6 protein-coding genes are annotated in these 6,095 nt (G+C 54.1%); 5 read left to right on the top strand and 1 reads right to left on the bottom strand.

Going from position 1 to position 6,095, the window contains the following annotated elements; translation table 11 throughout:
* The first annotated feature begins 118 nt into the window (after positions 1-118).
* Positions 119-379 carry a CorA family divalent cation transporter gene (locus HJG40_RS01200; RefSeq protein ID WP_226856793.1) on the top strand — a complete coding sequence of 87 codons (261 nt, stop codon included), beginning with the start codon at positions 119-121 and terminating at the stop codon, positions 377-379.
* A gap of 3 nt (positions 380-382) precedes the next feature.
* Here HJG40_RS01200 and HJG40_RS01195 read toward each other — a convergent pair whose 3' ends face one another.
* Positions 383-1,111, bottom strand: a complete 729-nt coding sequence (locus tag HJG40_RS01195) for a 16S rRNA (uracil(1498)-N(3))-methyltransferase (RefSeq protein WP_215862507.1) — start codon at positions 1,109-1,111, stop codon at positions 383-385.
* A gap of 79 nt (positions 1,112-1,190) precedes the next feature.
* Between HJG40_RS01195 and HJG40_RS01190 the strand changes: the two genes are divergently transcribed.
* The 4 genes from HJG40_RS01190 to gap are packed head-to-tail and all read left to right on the top strand — an operon-like array spanning position 1,191 to position 6,091.
* Complete coding sequence (locus tag HJG40_RS01190; protein ID WP_215862504.1) at positions 1,191-2,024, top strand: inositol monophosphatase family protein; 834 nt, start codon at positions 1,191-1,193, stop codon at positions 2,022-2,024.
* A gap of 59 nt (positions 2,025-2,083) precedes the next feature.
* A complete protein-coding gene (glpX, locus tag HJG40_RS01185; RefSeq protein ID WP_031573847.1) occupies positions 2,084-3,028 on the top strand; it encodes a class II fructose-bisphosphatase in 945 nt (314 codons plus the stop codon).
* A 27-nt stretch (positions 3,029-3,055) separates the two neighbouring features.
* On the top strand, positions 3,056-5,053 hold the full coding sequence (tkt, locus tag HJG40_RS01180; RefSeq protein ID WP_215862503.1) for a transketolase: 1,998 nt from the start codon (positions 3,056-3,058) through the stop codon (positions 5,051-5,053).
* Positions 5,054-5,083: 30 nt separating this feature from the next.
* Positions 5,084-6,091, top strand: a complete 1,008-nt coding sequence (gap, locus tag HJG40_RS01175; RefSeq protein ID WP_215862502.1) for a type I glyceraldehyde-3-phosphate dehydrogenase — start codon at positions 5,084-5,086, stop codon at positions 6,089-6,091.
* Positions 6,092-6,095: the final 4 nt, after the last annotated feature.

The raw sequence follows: 6,095 nt of genomic DNA, 5'->3' as shown, positions 1-6,095 counted from the left end.
GCATCTTCCTCTATCCTTTAACGCCCAACGCACAGCAAAAGCTGCGGCAAAGCACCTAAAAGCCAATCGAAAATTTGTCCCGAGAGATCGGAGAGGCCGACAAACTTCATATTGAGAATTGCTGATCCGAGACACTATCTCCACCGCCATTCAGGTTAATCTTTCCCTGATTGCCATTGACCACGGTGAGGTCAACAAAAAACTGGCAGGTTGGGGTGCCATTCTGGTATTGATTACCATTTTTACGGGCATCTGGGGCATGAACTTTGAGTATATGCCGGAACTCCACTGGAAGTTCGGATATCCCATGGCCCTGGCCGTCATGGCCGGATCATCCTATTACCTCTACCGTCGCTTCAAAAAAGCCGGCTGGATTTAGCGTTCAGAGATCCCCCCACAACGCCTGCAGCACGGCGACCGCTGCAACTGCTGCGGTTTCCGCCCGCAGAATGCGTGGCCCCATACCCACCTTTTGAAAACCATGCGCACTTGCCGCCGCCAGCTCAGCAGTGCTCAATCCACCTTCAGGCCCACTTAACAAAGTCACTTCCGACCCGGGGTGCCGAAGTTCACGCATTTTCGCATTCTCCGGCGCAGGGTCCAGAACCAGACCCTGACCCCGGCACAAGGACCAGGCATCACTCAGAGCGACAGGCGACAGCACCTTCGGAATGCTCGTCGCGCCACTTTGCTCACAGGCTGCAATCACCATATCCTGCCAACGCTGGAGGCGTTTTTCACCGCGTGTTTCTCTGATCTGCACCACGGCATGCTGGCAAGCCACCGGCTGGATCGTCTGCACGCCCAGCTCTACGGCTTTTTGCAGACTCCAATCCCAACGCTCCCCACGCATCAAGGGCAGCCAAAGATGAATCATGAGCGGAGAACGTGTTTGCCGCAGCAAACGCCCGCTGATCAGGATTTCGGCGCGATTACCGGAAATGTCCTTTAATGTACCGGCATAGACGAAACCATCCCCGTTGAAGAGGGTCACATCCTGAGCAACGCGTGCGCGCAGCACTTTCAATAAATGATGGCTGGGCTCCGTAGGCAAAAGAAAAGCACCGCTTTCGGGCAATTCGGAATCAGCGTATAAATGAATGCGCGGCATCACTGTAGACTTTCAGCAAGAAATAACCATTATATCATCGCAGCGCCGTAGTAGTGGGTCAAAATTCACGGAGATGGGCATGTCCAGAATCAATGAAATCGACCAGCAATGGGTGGGGAAATTGCTGCGTACCAGTGCCGAGCGTTTTGTTCTGCCGCGTTTTCATACCGTAGTCAGTAGCCGCAAACCTGACGGCAGTATCGTCACCAGCGCCGACATAGACAGTCAAAATTTTCTTCAGGATATGCTGGCCGCCCGCTACCCCGATATTCCCCTACTGGGCGAAGAGATGCCCCGCGCAGAACAACAATCCCTTCTGGAAAACAGTGATGCACTTTGGTGCCTGGACCCTCTGGATGGCACCAGTAATTTTGCCGCAGGGGTGCCGGTTTTCGGCGTCTCTCTGGCCCTGCTGGAGAAAGGGCATTCAGTCATGGGCTGGATTTATGATCCGGTACGCGCTGAACTTTTTTCAGCCGTACAGGGAAAAGGGGCTAAAATTGATGGCACTATACTCCAGACTCGCGAAGCGCCAACACTGAAACACTGCGTAGGGGTGGTAGACTATAAACGACTGGATCGCAATCTGGCCCTGCGCATTATTGATGAACGCCCCTTTCATAGCCAACGTAATTTCGGTTCATCCGTATTGGAATGGTGTTGGCTGGCGGCAGGACGCTACCATTTCTATTTGCATGGTGCCCAGCAACTTTGGGATCGTGCCGCAGGCGCATTGATTCTCCAGGAAGCGGGCGGTCAAATTTCCCAGTTCAATGGTCAGGCTCTTCAGGAAAAAGACCTGAAACCGCGCTCGGTTCTGGCCACACTGGATCCGAATTTGCACCAGACCTGGCGAAACTGGCTGAAGCATGCCTCCGATAAGGCCTCCGAGTTCCCAAACGCGGTCCTTTGATTTATGCTAAAACGAATGATGTCTTCTATATTAATTCCGCCACTGAAGGGAACCACCTTATGTCATCCATAGGTAGTCTTGCGCTGTCTCTACTCCCCGTTACCGAATCTGCCGCCCGCGCTGCCAGCGCCTGGATTGGGCGAGGTGAAAAAGAACTGGGAGATGGAGCCGCTGTAGATGCCATGCGCGCTGCCATTGCTCAAGTCCCCATGCGCGGCGTGGTCATCATTGGCGAAGGCGAAAAAGACGAAGCGCCTATGCTCTACAATGGTGAGCAGGTTGGCTCGGGCACGGGTCCGGAAGTGGAAATCGCCGTAGATCCCGTCGAAGGCACCACCTTTTTAGCCCAGGGCATGCCCGGTTCCATTTGTGTACTGGCTGCAGCCCCCAAAGGCAGTATGTTCCAGCCCGGCCCCGCATATTACATGGACAAGTTGATTGTTCCCGCCCCGGCACGCGGCAAAATTGATCCCGAAGCACCCATGAAAGCCAAATTGCAGGCACTGGCCAAATCTCTCGGCAAAGATGTCAAAGAATTGCGTATTTTCCTTCTGAAAAAACCGCGTCATGACGCTATGATCCGGGAAATTCAAGCCGCAGGCGCGACGGTTCGCCTGCAGACAGACGGTGACGTCAGTGGTGGCATCATGGCAGCCCTGGGTACCAAAGTGGATGCGATGATGGGCATCGGTGGCACACCCGAAGGCGTCATCTCGGCCTGCGCCGCCCGTGCCATGGGCGCGGATATGTTTGGTTGCCTGGCCCCGCAAAAACCCGGCGAAGCCGAAGCTATTGCCGAAGCGGGCCTGAAAGTAGGTCAATGGCTGAGCCGTGATGAATTGGTTTCCAGTGACGACGTGCTTTTCGTGGCGACTGGCCTGACTTCCGGCGACATTCTTGATGGCGTTACCCGTTCCCACTACTTTGTAGAGAGCGAAACCCTGGTTATTTCCGGCCACGACGGTATTTTGCGTCGGGTCCGCACCCACCAGCGCGCCGACTGACATTTTCATTTATCCAAGGAGTGAGTTATGACTGTAACCCGTACTGATCTGGCCAATGCCATTCGCGTTCTGGCCATGGATGCCGTCGAAAAAGCAAACTCCGGCCATCCCGGAATGCCCATGGGCATGGCGGACATTGCCGAAGTCTTGTGGAATGATTTTCTGGTGCACAATCCGGCCAATCCACATTGGGCTGGGCGCGACCGTTTCATTCTTTCCAACGGCCACGGTTCGATGTTGCAGTATGCACTCCTCCATCTGAGCGGCTACGATTTGTCCATTGATGATCTTCAGCAATTCCGTCAGTGGCACAGCAAAACCCCAGGTCATCCCGAATATCGCGATGCCCCCGGTGTTGAAACCACCACAGGCCCATTAGGTCAGGGCATTGCCAACGGAGTGGGTATGGCCTTGGCGGAACGTATGCTGGCTGCCCAGTTCAACCGCCCCGATCATGAAATCGTTAGCAACTATACTTACGTGTTTCTGGGCGACGGCTGCCTCATGGAAGGGGTTTCCCATGAAGCCTGCTCTTTGGCCGGGGTTTGGGGTCTGAACAAGCTTGTCTGTTTTTACGATGACAATAACATCTCCATTGATGGTCATGTGGATGACTGGTTCGGGGATGATACCCCGGCGCGTTTTGAAGCCTACGGCTGGCATGTCGTTCGTCACGTCGATGGTCATGACCCTGAAGCCATCAAAAAAGCCATTGCCCAGGCCCACAAACAGACCACCAAGCCGACGCTGATTTGCTGCAAGACGGTCATTGGTCACGGCTCACCCAATAAAGCCGGCACCCACGATGTGCATGGTGCCGCACTGGGCGCTGAAGAAATTGCCCTGACACGCAAGAATCTCGGCTGGAGTGGTGCTCCTTTTGAAATTCCAGAAGCGATTTATCACGGCTACAACGCCAAAGCCAAAGGTGAAGCGGCGGAGAGTGCCTGGAAAGAAAAGTTTGCCAAATACAAGACCAACTTCCCCAAGGAAGCAGCCGAATTTGAGCGGCGCCTGAGCGGTGAAGCCAGCCCCGAATTTGATGCAGCCATTGCCCGCATGATCAGCGAATTCCGTAAGGAAAATCCGAAAATTGCGACCCGTGTCGCCTCGGGTAAAACCATTCAGGGTATTGCTGCCTCTCTACCTGAGTTTCTGGGTGGCTCCGCCGATTTGACGCCTTCCAACAATACTCGCTGGAAAGAAGCTATCGACATCGGCAAGCACCGCTTGATGGGCAACTACATTCACTACGGTGTACGTGAATTTGGCATGTCGGCCATCATGAACGGTGTGTCCTTGTATGGCGGCTTCCTACCCTTTGGTGGCACCTTCCTGATTTTCTCGGATTACAGCCGCAATGCGATTCGTATGTCCGCTCTGATGGGTATTCGCGTTGTTTATGTCATGACGCATGATTCCATTGGTCTTGGTGAAGATGGTCCCACCCATCAACCGGTCGAGCAGGTCAACAGCTTGCGGCTGATCCCCAATCTCAACGTCTGGCGCCCTGCGGATGCCGTAGAAACAACCATTGCCTGGGAATCGTCCGTCAAGCTCCAGCGTACGCCTTCCCTGCTCGCTCTCAGCCGTCAAAATCTGCCGGCACTGCCCCATACGGATGAAACCGTAGCCAATGCCCGTCGCGGTGGCTATGTCATCAAAGATGCCGAGGGTGGTAAAGCACAAGGTATTTTGATTGCTACTGGTTCTGAAGTTGAACTGGCCCTGGCGGCCCAGGCGAAACTGGCTGAACAGGGTCATGCCGTTCGCGTGGTTTCCATGCCCTGTATGGATATTTTCGCTGCTCAGGATGCCGCTTATCAGGAAAGCGTTTTGCCCGCCAGCATCAGCAAGCGGGTCGCCATTGAAGCAGGCACCACGGGACTCTGGTACAAATACGTCGGATTGCATGGAGCCGTCGTCGGCATTGACCATTTCGGGGCTTCCGCTCCGGCGCCGACGCTCTTCGCCAAATTCGGCTTCACTGTGGACAACATTGTTGCCCAGTTCCAGTCGCTTTGAATTCATTTGCAATTTTGAGGAGTAAATATAATGACCATTCGCGTAGGTATTAATGGTTTCGGCCGTATCGGCCGCATGGCTTTTCGCGCCATCGCCAAGGAAGCAGAGTTCAACAACATTCAAGTCGTTGCCATCAATGACTTGCTTGAGCCTACCTATCTGGCCTATATGCTGCAGTATGATTCGGTGCATGGTCGCTTTCAGGGTGAAGTCAAAGTCGAGGGCAATGATCTCGTCGTCAACGGCAAGAGCATCCGTCTGACCGCCGAACGCGATCCGGCGAATCTCAAGTGGGGCGATGTCAACGTCGATGTGGTCATTGAATCTACTGGTTTTTTCCTAACAGGCGAGACCTGTCAGAAGCATCTGGACGCGGGCGCCAAAAAAGTGGTGCAGTCTGCGCCTTCCAAGGATGACACCCCAATGTTTGTTTACGGGGTGAATCACAGCAAGTATGCCGGTGAAAAAATCGTTTCGGCGGCTTCCTGCACCACCAACTGCTTGGCACCCATCGCCAAGGTACTCAACGATCACTTTGGCATCAAACGTGGTCTGATGAGTACAGTGCATGCGGCTACTGCGACCCAGAAAACCGTTGATGGCCCTTCTTCCAAGGACTGGCGCGGAGGTCGTGGCATTCTCGAAAACATCATTCCTTCCTCTACAGGTGCTGCCAAGGCTGTGGGCAAGGTGATTCCCGAATTAAACAAAAAGCTGACCGGTATGTCTTTCCGGGTTCCCACCTCTGATGTTTCGGTGGTTGACCTTACCGCCGAGCTGAACAAGGAAACCAGCTATGAAGAAATCTGCAAGGCCATGAAAGCCGCCAGTGAAGGCCCGCTCAAAGGCGTCCTCGGCTACACTGAAGCCTCAGTGGTTTCCACCGACTTCCGTGGCTATCCGACCCCGTCCATTTTTGACGCTGGTGCTGGCATACAGCTGGATCCGACTTTCGTCAAGGTGGTGTCCTGGTATGACAACGAATATGGTTATACCTGCAACATGATGCGCTTCGTTAAGCACGTCGCCGGTCACTGATTAT

This window comes from Acidithiobacillus concretivorus, assembly GCF_018853445.1.
Lineage (GTDB): Bacteria > Pseudomonadota > Gammaproteobacteria > Acidithiobacillales > Acidithiobacillaceae > Acidithiobacillus > Acidithiobacillus concretivorus.
This window is presented reverse-complemented; position numbering and strand designations above follow the sequence as displayed.

Bases quoted from the DNA above. Each gene is read 5' to 3' on its own strand.
- glpX (WP_031573847.1), top strand. From the start codon at position 2,084: ATGTCATCCATAGGTAGTCTTGCGCTGTCTCTACTCCCCGTTACCGAA.
- gap (WP_215862502.1), top strand. From the start codon at position 5,084: ATGACCATTCGCGTAGGTATTAATGGTTTCGGCCGTATCGGCCGCATG.
- HJG40_RS01190 (WP_215862504.1), top strand. From the start codon at position 1,191: ATGTCCAGAATCAATGAAATCGACCAGCAATGGGTGGGGAAATTGCTG.
- tkt (WP_215862503.1), top strand. From the start codon at position 3,056: ATGACTGTAACCCGTACTGATCTGGCCAATGCCATTCGCGTTCTGGCC.
- HJG40_RS01195 (WP_215862507.1), bottom strand. From the start codon at position 1,111: ATGCCGCGCATTCATTTATACGCTGATTCCGAATTGCCCGAAAGCGGT.